24 protein-coding genes are annotated in these 24,661 nt (G+C 45.8%); 3 read left to right on the top strand and 21 right to left on the bottom strand.

Features of this window, described 5'->3' with window-relative positions:
* Positions 1-65: 65 nt before the first annotated feature.
* From H171_RS01935 to H171_RS01925, 3 genes are all read left to right on the top strand, one after another.
* A complete protein-coding gene (locus H171_RS01935; protein ID WP_100303635.1) occupies positions 66-530 on the top strand; it encodes a hypothetical protein in 465 nt (154 codons plus the stop codon).
* Positions 531-556: 26 nt separating this feature from the next.
* A complete protein-coding gene (locus H171_RS01930) occupies positions 557-1,495 on the top strand; it encodes a ketopantoate reductase family protein (RefSeq protein ID WP_100303634.1) in 939 nt (312 codons plus the stop codon).
* A gap of 68 nt (positions 1,496-1,563) precedes the next feature.
* The gene (locus H171_RS01925) at positions 1,564-3,237 is read left to right on the top strand and encodes a S8 family peptidase (RefSeq protein ID WP_100303633.1); all 1,674 of its coding nucleotides are present in this window, start codon (positions 1,564-1,566) and stop codon (positions 3,235-3,237) included.
* A gap of 153 nt (positions 3,238-3,390) precedes the next feature.
* Here H171_RS01925 and H171_RS01920 read toward each other — a convergent pair whose 3' ends face one another.
* The 21 genes from H171_RS01920 to H171_RS24010 all read right to left on the bottom strand — a co-directional run bounded on the left by H171_RS01920 (position 3,391) and on the right by H171_RS24010 (position 24,314).
* Positions 3,391-4,647, bottom strand: coding sequence for a glycoside hydrolase family 3 protein (locus tag H171_RS01920; protein WP_242976836.1), 1,257 nt, complete (start codon positions 4,645-4,647; stop codon positions 3,391-3,393).
* A gap of 130 nt (positions 4,648-4,777) precedes the next feature.
* Positions 4,778-5,143, bottom strand: coding sequence for a PqqD family protein (locus H171_RS01915; RefSeq protein ID WP_100303632.1), 366 nt, complete (start codon positions 5,141-5,143; stop codon positions 4,778-4,780).
* The gene (locus tag H171_RS01910) at positions 5,133-7,055 is read right to left on the bottom strand and encodes an OPT family oligopeptide transporter (RefSeq protein WP_100303631.1); all 1,923 of its coding nucleotides are present in this window, start codon (positions 7,053-7,055) and stop codon (positions 5,133-5,135) included. Before H171_RS01910 ends, H171_RS01915 begins: the two co-directional genes overlap by 11 nt.
* 83 nt (positions 7,056-7,138) lie before the next feature.
* Positions 7,139-8,602, bottom strand: coding sequence for an aminoacyl-histidine dipeptidase (locus tag H171_RS01905; protein WP_242976835.1), 1,464 nt, complete (start codon positions 8,600-8,602; stop codon positions 7,139-7,141).
* A 373-nt stretch (positions 8,603-8,975) separates the two neighbouring features.
* Entirely contained in the window at positions 8,976-9,806 is an 831-nt protein-coding gene (gene larE / locus H171_RS01900; RefSeq protein WP_100303630.1) for an ATP-dependent sacrificial sulfur transferase LarE, read from the bottom strand.
* Positions 9,806-11,119, bottom strand: coding sequence for a nickel pincer cofactor biosynthesis protein LarC (gene larC, locus H171_RS01895; RefSeq protein ID WP_100303629.1), 1,314 nt, complete (start codon positions 11,117-11,119; stop codon positions 9,806-9,808). Before larC ends, larE begins: the two co-directional genes overlap by 1 nt.
* Position 11,120: 1 nt before the next feature.
* On the bottom strand, positions 11,121-11,864 hold the full coding sequence (gene larB, locus H171_RS01890; RefSeq protein ID WP_100303628.1) for a nickel pincer cofactor biosynthesis protein LarB: 744 nt from the start codon (positions 11,862-11,864) through the stop codon (positions 11,121-11,123).
* 72 nt (positions 11,865-11,936) lie between these two features.
* Positions 11,937-12,545 (bottom strand): ABC transporter ATP-binding protein, encoded by a 609-nt coding sequence (locus tag H171_RS01885; RefSeq protein WP_100303627.1) that lies wholly within the window; start codon positions 12,543-12,545, stop codon positions 11,937-11,939.
* Position 12,546: 1 nt separating this feature from the next.
* Positions 12,547-13,482: an ABC transporter ATP-binding protein gene (locus tag H171_RS01880; RefSeq protein WP_100303626.1), complete on the bottom strand. Its 936-nt coding sequence runs from the start codon at positions 13,480-13,482 to the stop codon at positions 12,547-12,549.
* An 11-nt stretch (positions 13,483-13,493) separates the two neighbouring features.
* Positions 13,494-14,318 carry an ABC transporter permease gene (locus H171_RS01875; protein ID WP_100303625.1) on the bottom strand — a complete coding sequence of 275 codons (825 nt, stop codon included), beginning with the start codon at positions 14,316-14,318 and terminating at the stop codon, positions 13,494-13,496.
* Positions 14,315-15,325, bottom strand: a complete 1,011-nt coding sequence (locus H171_RS01870) for an ABC transporter permease (protein WP_100303624.1) — start codon at positions 15,323-15,325, stop codon at positions 14,315-14,317. Before H171_RS01870 ends, H171_RS01875 begins: the two co-directional genes overlap by 4 nt.
* Positions 15,322-16,950: an ABC transporter substrate-binding protein gene (locus H171_RS01865; RefSeq protein WP_100303623.1), complete on the bottom strand. Its 1,629-nt coding sequence runs from the start codon at positions 16,948-16,950 to the stop codon at positions 15,322-15,324. The genes H171_RS01870 and H171_RS01865 overlap by 4 nt, the downstream gene beginning before the upstream one ends.
* 211 nt (positions 16,951-17,161) lie before the next feature.
* Complete coding sequence (locus H171_RS01860; protein ID WP_100303622.1) at positions 17,162-17,710, bottom strand: GNAT family N-acetyltransferase; 549 nt, start codon at positions 17,708-17,710, stop codon at positions 17,162-17,164.
* Positions 17,698-17,919: a hypothetical protein gene (locus H171_RS01855; protein ID WP_100303621.1), complete on the bottom strand. Its 222-nt coding sequence runs from the start codon at positions 17,917-17,919 to the stop codon at positions 17,698-17,700. The genes H171_RS01860 and H171_RS01855 overlap by 13 nt, the downstream gene beginning before the upstream one ends.
* 107 nt (positions 17,920-18,026) lie before the next feature.
* Positions 18,027-18,695, bottom strand: coding sequence for an exonuclease domain-containing protein (locus tag H171_RS01850; protein WP_100303620.1), 669 nt, complete (start codon positions 18,693-18,695; stop codon positions 18,027-18,029).
* Between the two features lie 84 nt (positions 18,696-18,779).
* Positions 18,780-19,496, bottom strand: a complete 717-nt coding sequence (locus H171_RS01845; protein ID WP_100307387.1) for a transglycosylase domain-containing protein — start codon at positions 19,494-19,496, stop codon at positions 18,780-18,782.
* Positions 19,497-19,922: 426 nt separating this feature from the next.
* Positions 19,923-20,891: a glycoside hydrolase family 43 protein gene (locus H171_RS01840; RefSeq protein WP_100303619.1), complete on the bottom strand. Its 969-nt coding sequence runs from the start codon at positions 20,889-20,891 to the stop codon at positions 19,923-19,925.
* 12 nt (positions 20,892-20,903) lie between these two features.
* A complete protein-coding gene (locus H171_RS01835; protein ID WP_100303618.1) occupies positions 20,904-21,764 on the bottom strand; it encodes a carbohydrate ABC transporter permease in 861 nt (286 codons plus the stop codon).
* Between the two features lies 1 nt (position 21,765).
* The gene (locus H171_RS01830) at positions 21,766-22,650 is read right to left on the bottom strand and encodes a carbohydrate ABC transporter permease (protein WP_100303617.1); all 885 of its coding nucleotides are present in this window, start codon (positions 22,648-22,650) and stop codon (positions 21,766-21,768) included.
* Positions 22,651-22,729: 79 nt separating this feature from the next.
* The gene (locus H171_RS01825; protein ID WP_100303616.1) at positions 22,730-24,100 is read right to left on the bottom strand and encodes an ABC transporter substrate-binding protein; all 1,371 of its coding nucleotides are present in this window, start codon (positions 24,098-24,100) and stop codon (positions 22,730-22,732) included.
* 31 nt (positions 24,101-24,131) lie between these two features.
* Complete coding sequence (locus H171_RS24010) at positions 24,132-24,314, bottom strand: hypothetical protein (protein ID WP_157803094.1); 183 nt, start codon at positions 24,312-24,314, stop codon at positions 24,132-24,134.
* Between the last annotated feature and the right edge of the window lie 347 nt (positions 24,315-24,661).

The following is a 24,661-nucleotide window of genomic DNA, read 5'->3' as shown; positions in this document are numbered from 1 at the left end:
GACCCCTTCCTATTCTTTGCTTTTTTAGGAACTTATGGTAATATAGATTAAAAAAGAGGTTTCCTATGATTAGTAAAATACAAAGAATCTTTTTCCTTTTTATCATTCTTATATTATCTCTTACCGCATGCCAAAACCAGAAAAAAGAGGCAAAGAACCTTACCGGCATTCCTATTGACACAGAAAAAACCGAATCCGTTTCTATTTACTATGGTTCCATCTGTTATTCCTTCTTTGACGAGAGCAAGGAAACCATAGAAAAGGCCGCTGATCTCTTTCACGGCTTCTCTTTAGAAGAAGTTCCTGACGGAGTTCTTGACAGCGCCACCACCTACCAGATTTATTTTTCTAACACCGACGGTCAGACTGCAGCGATTAATGTGGACGAAAACAGCATGTTCTATCTGGCGGATACGAAAAAATTTTATAAAGTATCTGAAGGGGTTTTTCATCTGGAAGAATTGGAAAAAATATATCAGGAAAGCATGAATGCAGGAGGCTTTGATAAGAACCAGTGCCTCATTCCGTAGACAAGTCTTAGTTGAAAGGAGATTTTATGAACGATCAATCTAAAACAACTGCAATTGTAGGGCTGGGCGCTTTGGGAATGCTTTACGCCAGCCAGATTACTGCCTCCCTTGGCCCGGATAACCTATTTTTCCTTGGAGACCGCGAAAGAATAGAGCGTTACCAGCAAATGCCCTTCACCATAAACGGCAAACCCTTTTCCTTCCGGATCGAGGACTGCACAAACGCCCGGCCCGTGGATTTTATGATTGTGGCAGTCAAATACGGCGCCCTTTCTTCTGCCCTGGATACCATGGAGACCAGCGTTGGTCCTGATACCACGATCCTGTCGGTTATGAACGGAATCGACAGCGAGGAGATCATTGCAAAACGGTTCGGCAGGGAAAAAGTACTTTATTGCATTGCACAGGGAATGGATGCCATGAGATTTGGTTCCAGTCTTACATACACCCGCCCGGGAACGCTCTGCCTTGGAACCAGGACTAAAGGACAGGAATCCAGGCTAATGGACTTAACCCGTTACTTTGACAGGGCCGGCGTATCCTATACGGTTGAAGCCGACATTGTAAAACGTCTTTGGGGAAAATTCATGCTGAATGTGGGAATTAACCAGACCTGCATGGCCTTTGAAACCAATTATGGCGGAGTACTGACTCCTGGAGAAGCTCATGACTCCCTGATCGGGGCCATGAAGGAAGTAATTGAACTTTCCATAAAAGAAGGGGTTCACTTATCGGAAAAAGATATGGATTTCTACATAAATCTGATCAAAACCCTTTCTCCGGAAAGTGTTCCCTCCATGCGCCAGGATGGATTAGCCCGCCGGTATTCTGAGGTGGAAATGTTTTCCGGAGTTGTCCGCCGTCTGGCGGCAAAACACGGATTAACGGTTCCGGTCAATGATATGCTTTACGATAAGATCAAAGGAATAGAAGCAGCTTATCCTTCCTTGCCTCATGATGAATAATGTTCATAATCAGATTCTCTTTGCATAAATATATATAGCACCAGAATGCATAGGGAGGGGGCTTGATTTTGGAACGAATACTTGACAATAATTATTACGATCTGTTCGTAAATAACGTCCTTATTCCACTACATCAAAAAGACAGTGGTATTACCTACCTCAATGAAAGACTTTCTTTGGAACATGTCCCGGCAGAATCTATGAACCCCTGTAACTTAGGGCTGTATTCTTACAACAGTTTTCCGTCACTTTACACACTAAATTCATTAGTAAGTTTAGACATATCCGGGATTACAGCGGTTCAGAACAATCCTGATTTAAGTCTGTTTGGAAAAGATGTATTAATAGGAATTATAGATACCGGTATTGACTACCGGCATCAGGCTTTTAAAAACACTGACGGAACCACCCGCATTCAGTCAATCTGGGATCAGACCGACCAATCCGGCGAACAGCCGGATAGCTTTACATTTGGTTCCGAATACGGCAGAGAGCAGATAAACGAAGCGTTACAGTCGAATAATCCTTTATCGATTGTTCCCTCGGTTGATACCAATGGCCATGGTACGGCAATTTCCAGTATTGCGGCCGGTACCCCAATCAATGACCAAAGTTTCCGCGGAGTTGCCCCGGAAGCTGACCTGGTAGTCGTAAAATTGAAAAATGCCAAAAAGAATTTAAAGGATCTCTTTTTTGTACCGGATGAACTTCTGTGTTTTCAGGAATCCGATATTATGCTTGCCGCACGTTACCTGGTTACTGTCTCCCAAAAATTAAATAAGCCAATAGTTATATGCATTGCCCTTGGTACAAGTATGGGAGGACATGACGGAAACGGCCCTTTAAGCAGCTATCTGGATTATCTGGCACAGCTTCCTGGAATAGGGGTTTCGATCTCTGCAGGTAATGAAGGTAACAAAAAAAGACACTATTATTATGCCACTTCACCCGATGTTTATTATAGTGATTTTAGTATAAATGCAGGAAACGATGACAGCATGTTCTTCATAGAAATTTGGGGCACTTCCCCCGCTCAGCTGTCCATCAGCATAACCTCCCCTACCCGGGAGGTTACAAGATTAATTCCTCCATCAATCAATGGCTGCATCAATTATAATTTCAATATAAGCCTGACAAACGTCTGGATAAACAATATTATTTACGAGCAGAATACCGGGGACCAGCTTATCCTGCTGCGTTTCACAAACACATTTCCTGGAACCTGGCAATTTCATTTAGAAAATAATAATATTGATTCATTCTCCTTTCATGCATGGCTCCCATCAGGAAATCTGATAACTGACGAAACATACTTCATAAACGCGGATCCAAACATAACTATTACTTCTCCGGGAAACGCAGCAAGCCCGCTGACCGTTACTGCCTATAATCAGCTGGATAACAGTATCCTGGAAGAATCCAGCAGAGGCTACACAAGAATTGGAGTGATTAAGCCTGACATTGCAGCCCCGGGCTATCTTATCCCATGTGCGGTTCCGGGAGATAAATACGGCTCTGCCACAGGAACGGGAGCCGCAGCGGCCCATACGGCAGGAATCATGGCAATGCTTTTTGAATGGGGGATTGTCAAAGAGAATTATATCCAGATGACTGGCGGTATTGTTAACCGGCAGCTGATTTTGTATGCAACCCGTGACAGCGCCTATACATATCCGAATAACATATGGGGTTATGGCCAGGTGGAAATCAATAATTTTTTAAAAGTAGTTAATGGTGCGTAACCTTAACATTTTGATTATAAAAAAAGTGCGTTTCCCGAACTGAGATGCCCCCTAAAAGTTAGACCCCAAAATCTAACAATCGGTGGGCAGTTCAGACATGGAACCGTACTTTTTTTGTTTCGCTAAGCTGTAAAAATATAATGGCAGAATGGATCACTGCAATATGCCCAATTTAAGCTTCCAGACCAGTACCCTGATTACGGAAGTGTCAATCTGTTCTTCTTTCAGTGTTCCCTTATTTATAGCATCTAAAACGGCCGGAATCTCTACGTCAAAGTCAGTCGCAACCAGTACATCATTCCCGGCAGCAATGGCCAGAACAGCCGCCTCTGATGTACTGTTCTTAATGGCATCCATACTGAGGTCATCCGTCATAATCACACCCTTGAAGTTTAAGGATTCCCTTAATTTATCATGAACCGTACGGGAGAGGGAGGCAGGATGTTTCTCATCCATGGAGGTTACGATATTATGGGAAACCAGAACACTGTCAGCCCCGGCTTTAATCCCGGCCTCAAATGGCAGGAAGTCATTCTGGACAAATTGTTGATACTCTCTGGTATCTACCGCGGATCCCGTATGGGTGTCTGCATTGTTTCCATAGCCGGGAAAATGTTTCAGAGTGCTTCCGATCCCCGCCTTTTCCATTTCCCGGACAACTGTCCTGACATAATCAGACGTCTCCCTGGCTTCCCGGCCAAAGGACCTGCGGTAAATAAAATCATCCGGATTTACAGAAACATCACAGACAGGAGCCAGATTAACATTTATCCCAAGTCCAAGAAGAAAGGCGGCCTTTTCCCTGGTATCCGCCTGAATGGCTTCTAACCCGCCCTGTTTATACAAATCCTGAGGAGACTTAAACGGTTCCGAACGGAATGCCGCGTATTTGCTGACACGGCACACGGTCCCTCCTTCCTCATCCACTCCCATGAGCAAGGGGATGGAAGATGCATTCTGACAGTTCTTAATAAAATCCTGAATGCCGGTTTGCGTCTCATCCTTAAAATCGTCTCCAAACAGGATATAACCGCCCAGATGATACTTCTCAATATCCTGAACGGCACTGGCTTTGCGCAGGCGGACAAAAAACATCTGCCCCACCTTTTCCTCAAGGGACATGCTTAAGAGCAGCTCACCTGCTCTTACCTCATAGGGATCACTGCCAGAGGAAGAATCTGTCTGTCCAGCCGTATCTTCTATCGCCGAAGACTCTGTGGTTGAGATATGGATTGTGGATTCTGTAGGATTTAAAGTGTGATCATCTGTTCCGTTTGCAGCCGTGTTTGATTCCTCAGTGCTCAGACTGCCGGATAGACTGCTATCATCCGCGTAACGTCTCCCGCAGCCTGATAAAAGAAGCGGCAGGAGTAAGAGCACAAAGAAAAACATATATTTATTTGGTTTCATCAAAGTCCTTTCTGACCGGTCGGTAAAAGAATTTATTGATAATTATATCGTTCATGCCAGCAGCGGTCAAGAGCTGCACAAAAAAAGATCGGTGCCAGGACTTAACTCCCGACACCGATCAGTCTGCTTTTTAAACTCTTTCTTTCACCCTGCCGGTATTTTCAATATAGTGAAATTGCTGTTCTAAGTGACTGACGAATAACAGCAGTCTTTCATACAGCGGCTCTACCTTGTCACCATACGTTTCCTCAAGGCTTTTTCCAATTTCCCTAATGGTCTTACTGCCGTCAATCTGAAGAAAGACGCAGCTTCCATACTCATCCATTGTAATTCTTTTATATTCCGGAATTTTGAAACCGAGTTTTCTAAAAACCCGTTGAATCTTGTGATCCTGTTTCATAAGCATGGTCACAATGCCGTTTTTATCAACCTCGTATTCCAGTTTATCGGAAATCTTAAATATTAAATTTAAAACCTCATCCTTGTCATTTAGCATTCTTCACTTCACTCTTAAAAAGCGGTATTGCGGTCGCTACTACAAGAATGATCAATAAGATAAATGCCATTCCATTTGAATTTGCAAATCCGCTTGGGCCTGCACCGCTGATGATGCCAGTTACCTGTAAAACGATTCCGATAAGTCCAATGATTGATCCGCCGGCAACAAGTCCTGACGACAGGCTTACACCGTTAGAAACTTTCGTTTCCTTTTCTCTTTCATTTTTGGAATATTTCTCAACTAAGAAACGAACCAGGGCTCCTATTAAAATAATGGAGGTAGTGGATATCGGCAAATAAAACCCGATTGCAACTGTCATTACAGGGAGTCCCAGCAAGAATAAAACGATTCCCATCATAATGCCGCAGATGATCATAACCCAGGGCAACTGACCCGACATGATTCCAGCTGTCAATGTTGCCATTAAATTCGCCTGAGGCAATGCAAATGGAACATTGTCCCCAGTCATTGAAAGCTGACTGGAAAGCAATAATATGACGCAGGTAACTACCACAACACCTACAATCGAAGATATTGCAAAATATTTCTGCATTTCATTCTTGCTTCCGCCAATGATAAAAGAAACTTTTTGTGATTGGCAGTAACCGCCTGCTGCAGCGATTGCAGTAACAATAAAGGAACCGAATAACAGCAGAGCCTTGTTATCATCTACGCTCTTCCAGCCTAATCCCACAAACAGTAATGTGACGATAACGATGGAAGCAATTGTCATACCGGATACAGGAAGGTTTGAAGTTCCGATGGTGCCGGTTAAACGGCCGGAAACAATAACAAACATCAAAGACAGCACCATGGATAAAACAGCACCCAGTACAGCCATGGCAATGTTACCGCCGGATATGAGGAAACCGCCGATAAAGCCTACGATGATGCCTGAGAGTAATATAACAGTTTCAACAGAAGATCCAGCGCCGCCGGAGCCTTTTCCTCTGGCATTCATGGTTTCCTTTATGGAAGCGATAACCGTAGGGATCAGTTTTATCGCGCCGATCAGACCGCCGGAAAGCATCATGCCTGCACCGATATATTTTACGTAGCTGCCTGCGATATCTCCGACTCCCATACCGTTTACGCTGACAGCAGGATTATTCCATACGGCCGGGCCGCCACTGCCTAAAGAAGCAAAATAACCAATGAGAGGCGTAATCGCAAAGTTAGATAATATAGAACCGGCAAACATGGTCAAGGATACTTCCATCCCCACGATGAATCCAATTCCCAGCAGCAAGGGGTTCACTTCCAGCTGAAATTTCCATTTGTAGAAGGGTTCATTCACGAAGCTGATCACGTTGTTGGTGATATTTAAGAATGAGCTTGTTACCGTGGTTATTAAACCGCCTATTCCAAATCCGATTCCCATAAACTTCAGAGAATCTTTGGCTCCTTCCGAAGCAACTAAGGTTTCCGAAATAGCCATTGACTCAGGATACATTAATTTTCCATGTTCTTCCACGATCAGATAATTGTAGACCAGAGAAGCTGCACCGATACCAAACAAGGCACCGCCGACTCCGATCACAAGGCCTTCCAGAAATGTTACCTGGGAACCGATCAAAAGAATTGCCGGAAAAACAAATATCATACCGCTGGCAATGGATTCACCGCCGCTGGCCATTCCCTGAAGGAGTGTCTTTCCAAGAATTCCTTTTTCCCTTGCAAACATGGCAATAAATACAGAACCTAAAATGGAGCCCGGTATACCGGCTGCAACTGTAAGACCTGCTTTCATGCCTGAGTAAGCAGTTGATGCCGCAAACAACGCAGACAAAGCAATACCAATGATTAATACCGCAGCATTTCCACCCGATCCGGAGTTTTTAGGGACATATGGTACGTAGTCTTTGCCGGCTATACCGCCATATGCGCCTTTAGATAATTTCTGATTCATACATAGTACTCCCTTATATTCATTATAGTTTGATCAATCATTGACACAAATTAAAATATAAATTATCAGCGGTATTCCTGCTGCTATTTGAGGGCTTTCAACACTTCTGTCAAGTATTTCCATGTCCTCTGGGTGGATGGGATGCTTAAATGCTCTTCTGCTGTATGTACCCCAACGATTGTCGGTCCAACAGATATCATATCCATCTTTCCTTCAAACTTTTTATCAAAAATTGCGCATTCTAATCCGGCATGAATTGCGCTTATCAGCGGTTTTTCGCCAAATAATTTCTCGTATAATTCTATAAACAGCACTCTAACCTTTGAATCAGGATTATATTTCCATTCCGGGTAATCCGATTCAGCAGTCACCTTTCCGTTTGTAAGTTCGGCAATGGCAGCTACGGTATGGAAAATATTATCCTTTATCGTTCCCACAGAGCTTCTGATCGAACTGATGATTTCAATGCTTTCTTCCCCGGTCTCAACTACTCCCAGATTAAGGGAGCTCTCTACAAGGCCCTCAATATCCATGCTAACGCTCTGGACTCCGTTTGGAATCAGGTACATAAAATTAATGATGTTATCCCTTGTATCTTTCGACATGATTCGCTTCGGCATATTTTCTACAGGATTTAGTTCGACTTTTATATCCGGATCTGCAACTTTGAATTCATCCCTGAATATTTGTTCCAAACTGGAGATCTTCTCTTTCAGCATTGGGACAGCTTCTAAATTTACACACACAACAGCTCGTGCATCACGGGCGATGGCGTTGTGCTTGGAACCTCCTTTAATGGAACATAAATTTAAATCTGTCTCTAAGCTTACACTTTTCAAAAACCGGGCCATTAATTTATTGGCATTTGCCCTGCCCGTATGTATTTCCACTCCAGAGTGGCCGCCCTTTAAGCCTGAAATATCAATGATATAAGCAGCCCTGCTGCTGTCCGCATCTTCCCATGTGATAGGAATATTGATCTTGGAGGAGCATCCGCCTGCACAGCTTACCGTCAGGATTCCCTCTTCCTCTGAATCGATATTAATAAGGGTTTTGCCTAATATGTTTTTTGGATCCAGCGCATGGGCGCCATCCATTCCGGTCTCTTCAGAGGTGGTAACCAACAATTCGACAGGAGGGTGTTCCAATGTATCCGATGCCAAAACCGCTAACCCCATGGCGACCGCAATGCCGTCGTCTCCCCCTAGAGTTGTTCCGTTTGCGTAAAGCATATCTCCAACGATTTTCATTTGGATGGGATCTGTCAAGAAATCATGCATTACATCAGGCCTTTTCTCACAGACCATATCCATATGTCCCTGAATTACGACACCTGGGCTATCTTCATAGCCTTTGGTACCAGGCTTCCTGATGATGACATTCAGCGCTTTATCCTGTATGACCTCCAGATTGTGTTCCTTTGCAAAAGAAACTAGATAATCGCTGATTCTTTTTTCATTTCCTGAACCTCTCGGAATACTGTTAATTTCCTCAAAATAGTGAAACACTTCCACCGGTTCCATGTTTTCCATTGCACTGTTACCCACGGTATATTTTCTCCTTTACTAAATTATTTGTCCTTCATGTTTAATTTCTGGATTACGGACAAAAAAACCAAATGTGTGTTTTTATATTAGCACAAACAAATCCAAAATACAATAGGATTTATTGTACATTTTAACGTAAGTTTTCTGTGATAAATGTTAAATCTATATTCAATAATTATATTATTTAAAAGTTATTATTCACATTTTAGGTTATTGTTAATAAATCCACATTTGTCGTGCTGTCGAATCCTGACGATACTGCCGTTATCCCGTCCGACCTCTATTGGTGATTTGTTAATACGGACATCGAAATATGCAGAAAAAGTGCGTTTTCTGTCAGGAAAACGCACATTTTACGTATCAGTATGAACTTTTATTCGATAGGTTTGATCCCCACATCCATGCTTCCGGACCGGAATCCTTCCAGATCCATGGTGATATAGATAAAGCCCAATTCTTTTAAATAAGTGATGATCTCTCTGCTCTTCTCCATCAGATTTCCCATCGCTTCCTTGTCCACCTCGATGCGGACAATGTCTTTATGAAGCCTCAGACGCACATTTCCTTTCACTAGAGAACTTACAAATTCCTCTCCTTTTCCAATAAGATTCAGGATATCATAATCAATTTCCGTACCATAGGGAAGACGGGTCGCCATACATGGGGCAGAAGGCCTGGATGCCACAGAGATCCCATACCATGAGGCCAGCTCTTTTACCTGGGCCTTGGTGATGTGAAGCTCTGCCAGGGGGCTGATGATTCCCAGTTCTCTTAAGGCTTTGATTCCCGGACGGTAAACATGCAGGTCATCTTCATTGGTTCCATCCATGATATAAGGGATGTTCATTTCACCCGCATAATCCTTTAAAGACTGGAACAGCTTATTTTTACACAAATAGCATCGGTTTACAGGATTAAAACGTATCTCCTCCTGTTCCAGCTCATTTACGGAGACCACCTTATGGATTCCTCCCAGTTCCTTTGCAACCCTGGCTGCGATTTCCAGATCACAGGAAGGGTGAAGACGGCTGTCAAAAGTCACCGCATAAACGGTTTTTCCCGTCTTTCCTGCGGCATCTGCTGCTACTTTTAACAACAAACTGGAATCCACTCCTCCGGAAAAAGCCAGGCAGATATCCTCTTTGGCGTACTCTGCCATCATCTGTTCCAGTCTTTTTTTTATTTCCAACATGTTCTGTTCCATTATTTCTCCGCCTCCCTGCGTATGATGCTGTATACGGTCTGATAATCCAGCCCATTTTGTCTGCAAATACTTCTTACACTTTCAAATTCCGGGTAGCAGAATGTCCTGTCTTTGTAGGTGCAGATTTTTACATCCGCCTCCCCGAATTCCGTCATGACCTTCTTTTTTTTCCGGTCTAAAATGGTTCTGGCTACCGGGTATCTTCTGACTCCGATGGTTGTGGTCTGAATGAACAGAATGTCTTCCATTCTGCTTATCTCCTCTTCCCGGCAGATCAGGCTAAGCATATAGGCTGGACGGTTCTTTTTCATGAATACAGGCGTATACCAGACATCAGCTGCTCCGGCTTCCAATAAGGACTCCATGGCAAAGCCAAAGGACTCCCCGCTGCAATCGTCAATATTGGCCTCTAATACCCACATATTTTCTCCTGCCCCTTCTTCCTCTTCCAGAAGCAGCATGGCCCGCAGAACGTTTGCCTGTTTAAAATCCTTTTTCCCTGCACCAAGCCCTGTCTTTAAAATCTGAAAGGAGGAAGGAAGATTCTTTCTTGTCCCAAGGGCGGCAGCTATGGCAGCACCGGTAGGAGTCACCATCTCCCCTTCATTGTCCGTAAGACGAAGCTTCAGACCATGGGCCGAAACAATGTTAGCTGTTGCCGGAACAGGAACCGGGATAACGCCATGCTGGCAGCGGATGCTGCCATATCCTTCCGCCAAAGGAGATACCACGATCTCATCCACACCAAGGCTGTCCACACAAACCGCCACACCAATGATGTCTACAATGGAATCAATGGCTCCAACCTCATGAAAATGGACCTTTTCCATAGGGATCCCATGAGCCTTTGACTCCGCCTCTGCTACAATATCAAACATCCGCTTTGCCATTGCCTTTACCCTGCCATTGGTATCCAGCCGGTCAATGATTGTGTATATATCCTGAAGATTCCGGTGAATTTGGGACTGATCATGTTTATGGCTATGGTCGTGGCCTTGGCTGTGGCTGTGGTCATTGTCGTGGTCATGGTCATGGTCGTGGTTATGGTCATACTCATGGTCTTGGTCATGAGTATGATCATGGTTGTGATCCCACTTATGGTCATGCCCTTCATTTTCCAGATGAACATCAAAATCATAAGCATCCAGTCCGCATTTCCTGGTCCTGCCAAAATGAAGATGATAACCGTCCACTCCCAGGCTTTGCAGGGCCTTTGTAAGAGCCTGCTTATCTGCTCCCAGGTCTAAAAGAGCGCCTACCGTCATATCACCACTGATTCCTGAGTTACATTCCAAATACAGTATTTTTCCCATCTTATTTCACCGCCAGTCGATTGATTTGTGTCGCAAGATACCCCGCCCCATATCCATTATCAATATTGACAACGGAAATTCCATTGGCACAGGAATTAAGCATTGTAAGAAGAGCTGAGAGCCCATGAAAGCTGGCTCCATAGCCTACCGAGGTGGGAACCGCGATGACCGGGCAGTCCGCCAGCCCCGCGATCACCGTTCCCAAAGCCCCTTCCATTCCTGCCACTGCAATAATGCAGTTGGCATTCCGGATCCTATCCCTCTGGGACAGAAGACGGTGGATTCCGGCTACTCCCACATCGTATATCCGGTCCACGTGGCAGCCGAAATATTCTGCTGTCTGCGCCGCCTCCTCCGCCACCGGGATGTCAGCTGTACCGCCTGTACAGACCGCTACGCAACCCTTCCTTTCTTTTTCCGGCTGCTCTACCTTTAAGATCCTGGATATGGAATCATACCGAACCTCCGGCACAACGGATTTTACCAGTTCAAATTGCTCCTCTGAGGCCCTGGTTCCCAGCACCTCACCGTCTCTTTCATAGAATTTCCTATAAATCTCCACCAGGTATGGGTCCGGCTTGCCCTGGCAAAAGACCGTCTCTCCAAAGCCGGAACGAAGCGCCCTGTGATGGTCCAGCTTTGCATAACCCAGGTCTTCATAAGGAAGATCCTTTAACAGCTGTTCTGCCTCCTGAATTTCCATTTCTCCTGATTTTACCAAGTTAAGCATATCTCTAATATCCATGATCCCGACTCCCTCCTCTTACGATGTTCCGTTTATGCTAAGGAAAACACACTCTGTGCGTTTTTTCTTAGCTCATTGCCCGCGCAAATCAAGTTTTCTTGTGCATACGTGTTCTATAAGGCCCTGGGAATGACTGACTACCAAAAGGCCGATGTTACGCCTCTCCACTTCTGATATGAGGAAATTCCAGATCTGGCTCTGGGTGATCAAATCCAGCATGGTGCTGATCTCATCTGCAAGGAGAAACCTGGTTCCACCGCCAAGTGCCCGGGCAATGCAGAAACGCTGAAGCTCGCCTCCCGAAACCTCAGCCGGGTACCGGTTTAACCATGCCGGTTCGATGCCAAGACCTTCGATCACCCGGTCTTCCACTCCATCCCCCTCCTTTAAAACCTCCTTTAGCTTTAACCTTGGGTTCACAGAGTTTTCCGGATGCTGCCAGATCATCTGGACCGGACAATATCCCTTGCAGGAAGAAAGAGGCTTCCTGTCTAAAAGAACCTCTCCCTGATCCGGCTTTTCATATCCGGCAAGAATTTTACAGCATGTGGTCTTCCCAAAACCACTGGGAGCAATCAGCCCCAGACGTTCGCCGCTGTCCAGGTACATGGTCAGATTATTTAATATCTGTTTATTCCCATTATCATACCGGAATGATATGTTTTTCGCTTCCAGTCTCAACTTATCCCTCCTCTGCTTTTACGCACCGGACCATACCTCCAGCCAGGCCGACATAATTCACTTCCTTTAAACACCTTACCTCCCGGTACTCGCACCTGGGGGCATAGGGGCAGCCTGAGGGGCGGTCCTTTAAATAGGGCTGGGCTCCCGGTGCTGCCCGGAAACCATGATCCGGCATAGCCCTGTAAAGGGCCTTTGAATATGGATGGCGAAGGAGTCCTTCGTCTCTGAAATCAGCGGCAGAAGCTTCCTCAACGCAGGTACCTGCATAGAATACCACAATCCGGTCAGCGACCTCCAGAGCCAGCTCCAGATCATGGGTGATGAGAAGTACACCGGTCCCTTCATCGGCCATTTCCCGAAAATGGGACAGCACCCGTTTTGCCGCCTCCAGATGCAGGCCCGGGGTAGGCTCATCCGCTATCACCAGCTTGGGGTTTTCCATGACAGCAGTGGAAATTAAGATCCTTCTGGTCATTCCCCCTGACAGTTCAAAGGGATAAAGCTTTTCCACAGTCTCATCAAGCCCATACCGCTTAAGGGTTTTAAGGCTTTCGCCCATGCTCCCCTGATCCCGTTTCCCTTTCCTGATCTGAGGCCCCGCCTTCATCAGAGGATCCAGATAAGACACGCTCTGAGGAACCAGAACGATCTCCTTCCCCCGAAGCTGTCCCATCCGGTTTTCCGTAAGCTGCTCCCCATAATAAGAGATCTCCCCGGACCATGCCGCATTATAAGGCAGGATTCCCAGCACACCATGAGCCAGAAGGCTTTTTCCTGAACCGCTGGAACCCACCACAGCCACCAGTTCTCCTTCTCTCACGGTCAGGCTTACGTCCTTGACAGCCAAAAGAGTGGTCCTTTTGATCCATTGTTCATATTGGGTAAATGATACTGACAGGCTTTTTACCGACAGAACCGTTTTCTTCTCTTCCAATCCAATCCCTCCTACTGATGCAGGGCACCGGGGTCTATAAGCCTGCCCACCATCTCTCCAGTTAGATGAAACAGTAAAACAACAGCAACCAGAAATATTCCTGGAAACAGCGCCAGCCACCATTTCCCCATTGACAGATATTTCATACTCTCTGACAGGATCACACCGATGGCAGGCTGCTCTGAGGAAAGCCCGAAGCCCAGGAACGTGATGCTGGCCTCATGAAGGATGGCATGGGGAAATAACAGCACAAGCCCAACAAGAAGCTGAGGAATCAAATGAGGCGTCATATGCTTAAGGGCGGTTTCAAACCCGCCGTGACCAAGCTTACGGGCGATTTTTATGTACTGGCTCTCCTTAAGCTGAAGAACCTCTCCCCTGATCAGCCTGGCAAGGGAAGTCCAGTGGGTCAATGAAATTCCCACCACAACGCCCTTAAAACCCTTCCCCAAGGCAAAGGAGATCAAAACCAGCAGGAGGATATGAGGGATCCCCATGACAAGATCAATGAGTCCGACCACAAACCCATCCGCCGCCTTTCCCATGGACGCTGCAAAAAGTCCCAGGAAAAATGCAATCACTGTGCTGACCGCTGCCGTGAGAAGGCCAATGCGGATGCTCATGGAAAGACCGGTCATGGTCCTGGCAAACATATCCCGGCCCATCCAGTCCGTTCCAAAGGGGTGAGAAAAACAGGGCGGCATATTTTTTCTGGAAAAATCAGTGACAAGGGCCTCTGTCCTGTAAAGCTGCCCGGCAATGGTCACAGCTGCCAAAAGGGTGATGAAAAGTACCAGGAGGCATACCATGGACTTCCGGCCATTCCATTGTTTCATGCGACCTTCCTCCCTTTCCTCATTTTGGGGTCCACCACGCCATAAAGTACGTTTGCAATAAAGTTTCCTGTAAATACAATAGCCGCACTGATGACCGTGATCCCCAGAAGCAAAGGAATATCACCGCCAAGTCCGGCTGTCACAGCCGCCTGGCCCAGTCCCGGATAGGAAAATACCTGTTCCACCAAAACCGAACCTCCAAAGATTTCGCTGACCGAAGCAAACTGAAGGGTCAGGGCAGGCAGGAGAATGTTCCTGATTCCGTGGCGAAAGACAATCTGGCTTTTGGACTCTCCCCTTGCTCTTGCAAAGAGAACATAATCACTTTCCATAACCTGGATCATTTTCCCTCTTGTATGGAGAAGGATATTGGACATTCCGGTAATGGAAAGAGTCAGGCAGGGCAAGATCCCATGCACTACCCGGTCCTTTACAGTGACCTCTGCCGCTTCCATGCCTATGGGAACGCTTAGTCCAATAGGAAGCATCTTAAGCCAGACAGCAAACACCATCAAAAGCACCAGCGCCAGCCAGAAAGCCGGGGTGCTTGCTGTCATAAGAGCATAAGCGGAGATCACCTTATCCACCGCTTTTCCCCTGTTAGCACCAGCCAGTGTTCCCAGGGCAAAGCCAGCCCCTCCGGAAACCAGCCAGGAAGCTGCCATCAGCCACAGAGAATTTGACAGCTTCATTCCTATCACATGGGAAACCGGCTGGCGGTATAAAAGAGAAGTTCCCATATCCCCCTTTAGAAAATCGCCGGCCCAGGACAGGAACCGTTCTGCCGGCGGTAAGCCGGTTCCCCAGTATTCCGAAAGCTTTGCGATCTGCTCCTGGCTCATAGAGCCAAGGGCTGCTTGGCCAATATTGACCTTTAACGGATCAATCGGGGAAACCGATACCAGAAAGAAGGCTGCTGCGCTTACTAAAAAAAGGAGGACAGCCATCCGTGTGAGCTGTTTCAATAAAAACCAAAAGACATTCCTTCCCAGCCGGCCGCTTTTCATTGTTCCCAGCTCCACTGATCCACATTATTTACAATTGACCAGCCGTGGCCGTGGGGGTGAAGCTTCTGGTCAGCAACCTTTAATCCATCCCTTACCCAATATAAATGATCAATATTTACAAGCCAGATCCATGGAATATCTCCGTTTTGGGTAATGCCTGTTTCTCCATCCCACTGGGCTTTTTTCCACAGCTCATAGGATTTTTCCAGATCACTTTCTGCCAGAGCTTCATCCATGTACTGGTCCAGCTTTGGATTGGCATAAGGGGAATAGGCTGCAAGCCCGGTTTCCTCCATGGTATGGTAAATATTATAAAGCTCCATGGGAGTATGAGCCCCCCAGCCCCAGATCAAAGGCTGTGATTGAGCCCTGTCATAGGCAGTATCCCAGCTTGCACCTTCCATCTGTCCGTCAATTCCCAGCTTTTTAAGCTGATTGATGGTGTCTGCCGCAAGGGCCTGCCTTACAGAATCTCCTGCCGGATAAAGGAATTGGAGTTCCGCCCGTTTCCCGTCCTTCACTCTGATTCCGTCACTGCCCATATTCCAGCCTGCCTCATCAAGCAACGCCATTGCCCCCTCTGGATCATATTCTGTCTTTGCGGAAGGCTCATACCATGGCATTTTATCACAGACGCTGTAAGCGGGACTGCCGTATCCGTTCAGCACGTTATTTATCATTTCTTCCCGGTCGATTCCAATGTTGATCGCTCTTCTGACCTTACCATCACTGGTAAAGTCATTTCCCAGAGGAATTCCCTCTTCCGATACGCTTCCGGAGGGAATGGCCGGAAGGTTAAATCCACGGTTATCCACGGTTTTGCAGTCTAAAAGGCCATACCCGGGTACCGTAAGGTCCGAATAGGAGGCAGCCGTATATGCAATATCTGCCTGACCGGACTGGACCGCCGCCAAAGCCCCATCCTCTTCCATGAAGAGTACCGTTACCCGTTTCATCTTTGGTGCTTCTCCATAATAGTCCGGATTGGCTTCCAGGATCACCTGCTGCCCTCTGTCCCATTGCTTTAATATGTACCTTCCGGATCCGATGGGATGTTCCCCATAATCCGGTCCGTAGGCATGTTCCGGCACGATTCCTGTCACAGCCATGGTGTATGGCCAGATGGAATAGGGATGCTTCATATGGAACTCTATGGTCGCATCATCCAATGCCTCTGCCCGGTCAAGCATTGTGAAATCATTCACAGAACTGGTATCTCTCAAAGTATTATATGTAAATGCCACATCCTTCCCGGTCAATTTTTTCCCATCCGTAAAGAACACGTCATCCCTGATCTTTACGGTCCAGGTCATGCCGTCGCTGCTGACCTTTAAGTCCGTTGCCAGGTCATAACCAATGTTTAAATCCTTATCCGTGACCGTAAGTGTACTTTGTATCAAAGGTTCATGGACGTGCTCCCCGGCTCCCCAGCCATAAGCCGGATCGAATCCTGATTCAGGCTCTGAACTGACGCCCATTACCACAACGACTCTGTCATTTTTCCTGCTATTATCTGCATCGGCTGAAACCGCCTGTGTCTGTGTCCCCCCGGCCTTTCCGCAGCCGTTCATAACTATGGCAGACAGCACCAACGCCGCAGCGATCCCCCATTTATACTTTCTCATCGTTTTCCCCCTCCATAAATGTTCTCATCATGTCCGGTATTTCTGCAAAAAAACAGATACCAGAAACAGCCATACGTATTCCTTGGGAATACCCATACCTTCCTGGTATCTGTTTTTAATATTATTTCTTTTAACTATTCTATCCGTTGGTGACTTCTGTCAGCCCTTAGGAAAAAGTATACGTAAAATACACCCAAACGTCAACGATTTTTTAAGCAAACGTTTGCAAAACCCCGGCATTTAAGGAAAGCTTCTTTAATAAGATATCTCTTACATATCCGCCATACTTTTCTTTGGTCAGGACAACCTCATAACCCTGTTTGATTATGTTATTTTTGCTGTATCTGTTTTCCGGATGAACCGTACACATCAGATACCGATAGCCCTGTTTCCTAAGCTCCTCCTCTGCGGTCTTCATCATGGAATACTGAAGGCCGTTCCCCCTGTATTGCGGAAGAATAGCGATCGACTCCATATGGGCGACTTTTCCCAATTCCATTTCAGGAAGACCGATGTCCCGGCCAAGGTTTTCTGCCCCACTTCCCGGCAAAGCAGCAAGAAAAACACCTGCCAAGGCCCCGGAATCTGTTTCATAAGCCTTAAAACCGATTCCATTTCCTTCTTTAAGTGTATGGCAGGTGTAATCCGAATCATCGGCAACAAACCAGTCCTTCTGCTGGATTTGCTGCCACACCGATTGTATCAGGTCAGCAACGGTCTGATAATCCGCAGGGACCGCTCTTTCGATTATAAACTGCATATTCCGTCTTCCTCCAAAATGACAGACTCCGGAAGCCTTACCTGCTCCCGGAATTCAAATTGAAGAACCTGGACCTTTTCCCGTGGCACTTCTATTTCCGGTGCAGCACTCCCTTCATGGAACCAGCTGTACATACCGGCACAAAGCAAAACCATGATCAGACAAAGTACAATCAGCATGATCTTATTATATAGATTTTTATCTTCCATACCGTTTCCCCTTTCTTCCATTATGTAATAAGTCTATGCATCCTTCGGATGCCTGCATTCCTGCGCCCGGCTCATTGTTTGCAGAAATAACCATAGTAACCATCTGTTTAAACATTCCTTGTAAAACGGCACTGCGGAAAATTTGTACAGCCATAAAATTCCCCGAATTTTCCGCTGCGGCGCTTAAGCACTCCGCCGCATTGGGGGCAGATCTCAGCCTCTTCTTTATGATGCAGTTTCCCCATATGCTCATAGCATCTCTGGTTCATGACACAATCATTAAGTGCCCGGTGGGCTCCATCTGTATCAATATGGAAATACGCCGAAATATCCGTCAGGCGGTAGCGGTTTAGCTGGGGCAAGCAGGCTTTTGCCATAAAAAGGGTGTCAACATAATCATTTGCCACCTCTCTTCCCAAAAGCTCCTCTGCAGCCCTATACAGGAAAAGCAGGTCAAAGGACTGAATATTATGCCCTACCAGAATTTCCCCTTCAATAAAGGAAAGAAATTCCGGCAGAACCTCCTTTAGTCCAGGCGCCTCTCTTACCATATCATCTGTAATTCCATTAACATTGGTAGCACCGGCCGGAATATGGGTCCCAGGATTAACCAGTGTACTAAACTCGGCAACAGGCTCATGTCCCTTCACCTTGATCGCGGAAATCTCTATAATAGAATCTTCTTCGGCACTGATGCCTGTTGTTTCCAGATCAAATACCACGTAATTCTCTGCATATTCGTTTAAACGTCTGCCTGTGAACTGTCTGATGGACATAGATTCCTCCATTCTTTTGTAAGTATAAAAAGTATATGTAACACCTCCATTATACTCTCTGCCCTTTTATTCATCAAGCAAAAATCATCGAACGGCCACCATCTGCTCCGCCACGGTCTCCGCCTCCTGCGCTGAAAAATATCCGCACTTCTCCATTCTTTGAAGTACCTTCATCTGCCTTTTCTCCGCCAGAACAGGATTTTTTGATGGAGCGTATTTGGAAGGGGCATTGGGAACACCGGCTAAGAGAGTACTCTCATACTCCGTCATTTCCTCCGGCCCTTTTTTAAAGTAGCCCTCGCTGGCAGCGCCCACGCTGTAATATCCGTCTCCAAAATAAATGCAGTTTACATACAATTCAAAAATTTCATCCTTGGTATAATTTCTCTCAATATCATAGGCCATGAACACTTCAGCCGCCTTTCTGGCAATCTCTTTGTCCTGGTCAAAATATAGGTTCTTAGCAAGCTGCTGGGTTATGGTGCTTCCGCCTTCCACAAACCGCCCGGCTCTGATATCGTTTACAGCAGCCCTGGCTATGGCAATAAAGTCGATCCCGTTATGGCGGTAAAAACGGTGATCCTCAACGGATATGACCGCATTCACATAAATCTGGGGCAGGTTTTCGTATTCCGTATACCCTTCCTTATCCCGAATCGCCTCCACCCGTTCCTGAAGCCCGGTTTCCAAAAGAGCCTCCCGGTACATCTCATATCCTTTATATGCCACAGTGAATCCGGCTAAAAGGCATACCGTCATCAGCAAAAACAAAATCCTTCTCATAATTGTTCCAATTCTCATAGATTCACTGTCTCCTTTCCTCTGTTTCGCCCATGCTCTTTGGGCATACAGGTATACCCGCAGGGTGTTTCCTCTGTTTCGCCCATGCTCTTTGGGCATACAGGTATACCCGCAGGGTGTTTCCTCTGATTCGCCCATGCTCTTTGGGCATACAGGTATACCCGCAGGGTGTTTCCTCTGTTTCGCCCATGCTCTTTGGGCATATACGTACCTCGAAGGGGTTACGTTATATGATATGTTATAATTCTGATTAAATTGTATCATAGAGTTCCACTAAAAATAGGAATAATTCCTTATATTTCCCTAAAGCTTTCGGACAAGTTCTGACAAAACCCTTACCAGTTCTTACAAATTAATGAAAGGATGGAAAAAACCAGCACTCCCCAGGCTGACAAAACGCCTGTAAAATGCTGATTTTTCCTTTTACTATCTCATATAATTCTTCCAGTCAAATACCGGACCATGAACTCCCCAGCCAACCTTCATCATATAAGTATGCCGATTGGGATCATAGAGGGGGTCTCCGGTGATTTCATCGTACTGCCTTGCATGATATACCATGATATCCTGAAGTCCGTTTTCATCTTTTACAAAACAATTATGTCCCGGGCCAAAAATTCCGGCTTCCCGCACGGACTTAAACACAGGTTCCCGGTCCTTTTTCCATGCATTCCGGTCCAGTAAATCTGCACCTGCATCTATACTTAAAAGCCCCATGCAGTAGCAAGCCCCTGTAGCACTGGCGGAATAAGTGACATAGATCCTGTCTCCATGCTTTATAACCGCCGGTCCTTCATTGACCCAGAACCCCACCCTTTCCCAATCATAGTCAGGAGTGGAAAGAGTCACCTGTTCCGAAGATAGCTTCCACGGCGTCTCCATTCTGGCTATGTACAGGTTTGAAATCTTCTTTCCTACGCTGACCTTTTCCGCCCAGATGCAGTACCAGTTCCCATTATGATTAAAAACCGTCATATCCAGGGAAAAATCCTGAAATGAAAAATCATCAAAGGGCTGCATCATGCCAAATTCTCTCCAGATCCCTGTCATTGGGTCTTGTTCCCTGCATTCCAGTACATAAGGACGGATCGCCCAAACATCCTCCGAACTCCCTGCTGCAAAATAAACGTACCACCTGCCATTTATAAAATGAAGCTCCGGGGCCCAGATATGGGCACTCATGATCCCTTTCTCATGCTTTTCCCAGATAGTCACTTCCTTTTCAGCCCTTAATCCCAGGATCGTATCCGAACGGCGAAGGATGATCCGGTCATATTCCGGCACTGATGCGGTAAAATAATAGCTTCCGTCTCCATGACGGTAAATATAAGGATCTGCTCTCTGCGCAATGAAAGGTTCATTATAAGGGGTCTTACTAAAATTACAGCTGTCCATCTCCTGCCACCTCTACCCTTTCACAGCCCCTGCCATCATACCTTCAATAAAGTATTTCTGGAATGCCACAAACAGGAGGAATATGGGTACCACCGAGAAAACAGAACCCACGATCAAAAGGCTGTAATTATCTCCATAAGGATTGATGAGCGTGTTCAGGCCCAGGGTCAGGGGATACTTTTCAGAAGACCGGATCACCAGAAGAGGCCACAGGTAATTGTTCCATGCATTCATTCCATTGAGAATGGCCATGGCGGAAAATGCCGGCTTCATCAGAGGAACAATCAGTCTGTAAAATATCCCGTACTCGGTGGCGCCGTCGATCCTTCCCGCCTCTAAAAGGGACCCTGGAATACTCATCAGATACTGGCGGAAGAAAAAGATCGTGGAGGCATGGGCAACAAAGGGAAGAATGATGGCGGCATAGCTGTCCATCATCTTCCAGCCGGACATCTGTTTATACAGGGGAAGCATGACAACCTCCAAGGGAATGGAGAGGATCAGAAGAACGATGACGAACAGAGCCTTCTTTCCTTTGAATTCATAAGCGGCAAATCCATATCCCACAAAGGAGCTTACAAGCAACGTGCTAACCACCGTGACAACGGTAAGGCAGATACTGTTAAAGAACCATTTCCAGTATTCATGCTGCCCTGCAAACAAAAGGATATAGTTATCCAAACTCATTCTTGAAAAGCGGATATCCAGGTTAAGGCCGTATTGCAGCAGATCACTGCCCGGTTTAAAGCTGGCTACAAACAGCACCCAGATGGGAAGAATGATCAATACGGCAAGGATGGCAAACAAAAGGATCAGTGCGGCGGTGGCCGCCTTTCTTCTGCCCTGCATGTTAGCCGTGTTTCTTTCCTTCATATCATTCCCTCCCTTCTTCAAATGTACCTGTGATCTTCAGCTGAATGATATTTACCAGCATAACAACCAGCAAAAGAATAAGGCCTACCGCACATGCATAACCCAGGGCTCTTTTTTCAACTCCCTGCCTGTAAAGGTACCCGACGATGGTAAGACCGATGTTATTGGGGGAGTTATTCCCCTTAAACAGCATATTGCTTTCAAGAAACATGGAAAGGCCCGCATAGATACTGATTGTCAGGACATAAACCGTAGTAGGCTTGACTAACGGCACGGATATTTTAGAAAATTGCTGCCATTTGGAGGCTCCGTCAATGGCAGCCGCCTCATATAGGTCAGAAGGAATGCTCTGAAGACCTGAAAGAAAGTACAGGATATTGACTCCGGTCCATCTCCAGCAGGCTAAAAGAAGAAGGGCAAAATAGCTGGTTCCTGCACCCTTCAGCCATTTTATTGGGGCTGCTCCGAAAAAGCCCAGCACCTGGTTAAAAAGTGAGGTGGAGGACTCCCCGAACATAAGACGGAAAATAGTACCTGCCACCACAACAGAAGTAAGCGCCGGTATGAAATAAACAGATTTAAAAAAGTCTGCCTTTTTCATTAATCTGCTGTTTAACAGGGTCGCAAACATCATTGGAAAAGGAATCAGAAGGATCAGCGTTCCCGCCATATACTTAAAGCTGTTCCACAAAGCTTTCATAAATATTTTATCAGACAGCAGCCGTGAATAATTGTCAAATCCAACCCATTGCTCTTTTAATACATCCTGAAAGCTTAAAAGCACCCCATTGCAGATGGGCACCAGCCAGAACAACAATACCGTGATCACAAACGGGCAGATGAATACATAAGGAGCTATCTTTTTCGAGTAAAAGAATTTCTTCATTTCGCACACCCCTTTTCTCATAGGAATTCATTCACCGGCTGCAGGAGATATGACAACCTCCTGCAGCCCGCAGCATTTCCTATTCTTTAAATTCATTATTCAGGGTTTCCTGGGAGGATTGAAGAGCCTCAGTCACATCCACCCCATCTTCAAAGATACTGTTCAGAGTCACATTGCAGAATTCATTGTTGATGGAGGGATATTTTTCATCCGTATAAGCCCGTAAGGATCCAATTCCGTCCTTTGTTTTAAGCAGGGTATCAAAGGGGTAATTGGTAAAATACTGGACAAACTGGTTATCCGGGTTCTGTGTCAGGGAGGTATCAGACCATACCGCAGTATTGACCGGATCAAAGCCCAGCACATTCCATACTTCCTTGTTGGCATCTTCAGAAAGCTTGATATAAGCCATCACTTCCGCCGCAAGCTGTGCATGTTTCCCTGATTTTACAATGGCAGTACCTGTACCCCCTCCGCCTATGGTGGCTACCTCTTTATCGCCTTCATTCCATACCGGTACTGTGGCAATGGCTACCTGCTTCTTTAAATCCTTCATATAATTTACGTATCTGGAAGTCTGCCAGAACGGCATTATCTGCACGGCATAATCTCCTGAATTGTAGAACGGGTACGCTTCTTCATTATCCGGCTGTCCGCCTGGAATCGTTGCAAACGCTCCGGTTCCCTGCATTCCCTTTATGTATTCCAACACTTCCGCCATTTCCTTGCTTGCCAGATTGAGTTTCCCGTTTTCATCAATATAGTCCCCGCCCTTCTGAGCCAGCATCAGATTGACCATCCACTGGGCAGAGGTTTCCACGCATGCAAAATATTTTCCGGTAGTGTCATGGTACTTTACACCTGCTTCCTTAAACTGATCCCAGGTCTTAATATCTTCATATTTTATTCCTGCATCACTTAACAGCTTTTCATTGTAAAATGCCACCGTTGTCCCCACGTGGGTCGGAAATCCGTACTCCTTTCCGTCTTTTGTATAAATATCCAGCCTAGATTTTACGATATTCTTCCTGTAAGGTTCAATCGCATCATTAAGCTCCATGAGGCCGATCTTTCCTGTCATAAATGCAGGGAACTTGCCAAGCTCGATATCCACAATATCCGGAGCCCCTTCCCCTGATTCCAGCGCGAGGGACAGCTTATTATGCATGTCATCATAGGGCATATTGCTCAGCACCAGCTTTACCCTTTTATCCGGATGGGCTTCGTTCCACTTCTCCGCCATAGATACATAGAAGTTCTGATGCAGTTCAATAAAGGTCCATACATTCAGGGTGGTCACATCATTACCGCCTACCTCCATCTCCTTTTTCCCTGCCGAAGATGCGCCTTTGGTGGTTTCCCCTGAAACTCCCTTGGCACTGTTGCATCCAGTGATCATGGATGCTGCCATCGCTACACACAGCAGCCCGGCTAATACCCGCTTTTTCATGATAAATCCTCCTTTTTATTATCCTGCTTTATCAAATCAGATGATACCATCTGTATGACTCCCACCGGATGAGCTTTTTTATCCATACTGTCATCTTTCCTGCTTTCCGGATCCCCCATTTACTGTATGGAACTGCTATCTCCATCTGCTGTTCCATTGGACATTCGCAATCCGCTTCACTGCTTGATGTGGTTAAATCGTTTAATCTATCCATTGATATGTTGTCATCACTTCCTTCAAAGGCATTATCTGCCTATTCCATGTTTTATCATTGACAGGAACCATTTTCATCGGAATACTCATTAACTTTTTTATCCATCATGGTTGCTTCAATTTCTAAACTTTATATTAAACGTTTAATTTGAAAAATAAGATAAAAGGTGATTTATCTGTACATAATCACCATTAATTCATGTAATTTCATACTAGCACATGGGTTTTATTCTGTAAAGTACTTTTGCACAATTTTATAAATATTTAAATCGTTTAACTATGTAAATTTTACTTATTTTTTTGTTGTAAAATGTAGAACAATATCATATTACCTGGTTTTCCCCTACA

It is taken from the genome of [Clostridium] celerecrescens 18A (genome assembly GCF_002797975.1).
Taxonomy (GTDB): domain Bacteria; phylum Bacillota; class Clostridia; order Lachnospirales; family Lachnospiraceae; genus Lacrimispora; species Lacrimispora celerecrescens.
The sequence above is the reverse complement of the archived record's forward strand: the minus strand, read 5'-3'. Positions and strand labels throughout refer to the sequence as shown.